The organism is Lysinibacillus sp. GbtcB16, assembly GCF_019091145.1.
GTDB classification, from domain to species: domain Bacteria; phylum Bacillota; class Bacilli; order Bacillales_A; family Planococcaceae; genus Lysinibacillus; species Lysinibacillus fusiformis.
In genome coordinates this window covers 1-285 of the sequence record NZ_JAGXJV010000276.1, presented here as the reverse complement: position 1 = coordinate 285, position 285 = coordinate 1, and the positions used below count along the sequence as shown (strand labels likewise).

The 285-nt window shown below is 33.3% G+C and carries 1 protein-coding gene; it reads left to right on the top strand.

Annotated elements, in window-relative coordinates:
• Nucleotides 1-35: 35 nt before the first annotated feature.
• Nucleotides 36-285, top strand: a 250-nt coding sequence (locus tag KVT27_RS24250) for a helix-turn-helix domain-containing protein (RefSeq protein WP_217582139.1), incomplete at its 3' end; no start/stop codon positions are given.

Below are 285 nucleotides of genomic sequence, written 5' to 3'. Positions count from 1 at the left end.
GACACGTTATAATGATTTTGAAATGAGGTGTTAGTATGTTTAAGGACCGCTTGATACAACTAAGAAAAAACAAAAAATTAACACAAGAACAAATGGCGGAAAAAATCGGTATTCATAGAGGTACTTATGCAAACAATGAAAGAGGTCATCGCCAACCAGATTATGTCCCTTTACTTAAGATTGGAATCTTCTTTGAGGTTTCAGTTGATTATTTATTAAGAGGCGAAGAACACTATAAAGAATTAGCAAGTGAAATAAATAAAAGACCTGACACTCGATATGCTG